Here is a 509-nt window from a genome sequence, read left to right as displayed (position 1 = left end):
GAGCCGATGGTCGATTCTCGCGCTGCCGTGGGCGCTGCCGTCGGAGGTCGCGTCGAGCGCGTTCTCGTCGCGCCGGGTCAGTCGGTCCGCGCCGGTCAGCCGCTTGTGAGCCTTGTCAGCGGCGAGGCGGCGACCTTCCGCGCGGACGCCGACGCGGCCGGGGCATCCGCTGAAGCGGCGCGCCAGGCCTATGAGCGAAATCGCAGTCTGGCGGATCAGGGCATCGTCGCGCGGCAGGAGGTCGAAGCGTCACGCGCCCAGTTCCTGAGCGCCGAGGCGGCGACCCGCGCCGCTCGCGCCCGCTCGGCGGCCGCTGGCTCTCCGAACGCTTCGGGCAGGCTCAGCGTGACCAGTCCGATCTCGGGCGTGGTCAGCAGCGTCCAGGTCGGTCCGGGCGGGTTCGTCGCCCAGGGCGGCGTGGTGGCGGAAGTCAGCAATCCTGCTCGTGTCGAGATGGTCTTCAACGCACCGCCTGCCCTTGCGGCCAATGTGCGTGCCGGTGCGCCAAT

Annotated in this window: 1 protein-coding gene; it reads left to right on the top strand. The window is 72.1% G+C overall.

What is annotated here, in order from left to right; all coding sequences use genetic code 11:
• Window positions 1-6: 6 nt before the first annotated feature.
• The coding region (locus CVH10_RS17155) for an efflux RND transporter periplasmic adaptor subunit (RefSeq protein ID WP_369335845.1) at window positions 7-509 on the top strand (503 nt) is incomplete at its 3' end.

Origin of the sequence: Halomonas sp. ND22Bw, from assembly GCF_003011945.1 — a bacterium.
GTDB classification, from domain to species: domain Bacteria; phylum Pseudomonadota; class Gammaproteobacteria; order Pseudomonadales; family Halomonadaceae; genus Halomonas; species Halomonas halophila.
This window is presented reverse-complemented; position numbering and strand designations above follow the sequence as displayed.